Origin of the sequence: Faecalibacterium sp. DFI.5.82 (genome assembly GCF_029076575.1) — a bacterium.
Taxonomy (GTDB): domain Bacteria; phylum Bacillota; class Clostridia; order Oscillospirales; family Ruminococcaceae; genus Faecalibacterium; species Faecalibacterium duncaniae.
In genome coordinates this window covers 1-293 of sequence record NZ_JARFIS010000989.1, presented here as the reverse complement: position 1 = coordinate 293, position 293 = coordinate 1, and the positions used below count along the sequence as shown (strand labels likewise).

Annotated in this window: 1 protein-coding gene; it reads right to left on the bottom strand. The window is 65.9% G+C overall.

What is annotated here, in order from left to right; translation table 11 throughout:
• Window positions 1–293, bottom strand: a 293-nt coding sequence (locus tag P0G09_RS19820) for a pseudouridine synthase (RefSeq protein ID WP_275253530.1), incomplete at both ends; no start/stop codon positions are given.

Below are 293 nucleotides of genomic sequence, written 5' to 3'. Positions count from 1 at the left end.
CCCGAGGGCGTAATAGAGTTTCTCTACGCCCTCGGCCAGCAGGGGCGCGGCAAAGCCGTTCTTTGCGGCCAGCACCAGCCCGCTGGTGTCTTTAACGATCCGGTTCACCGGGCGGAATACCGGGCTTTCGCCGTGGGCAGCCGCCCAAGCGGCATAGCCGTTGGCCAGGGTGTCCCGAGGGTAGTTCAGTGTGGGGTGGACCGCCTGATGGGGCGGTTTTTCCAGCACCACGGCAAACGCATCCTCGTAAACGACCCTGACCGGGATCTCAGGCTGCGGCTCCACGCCGGGGC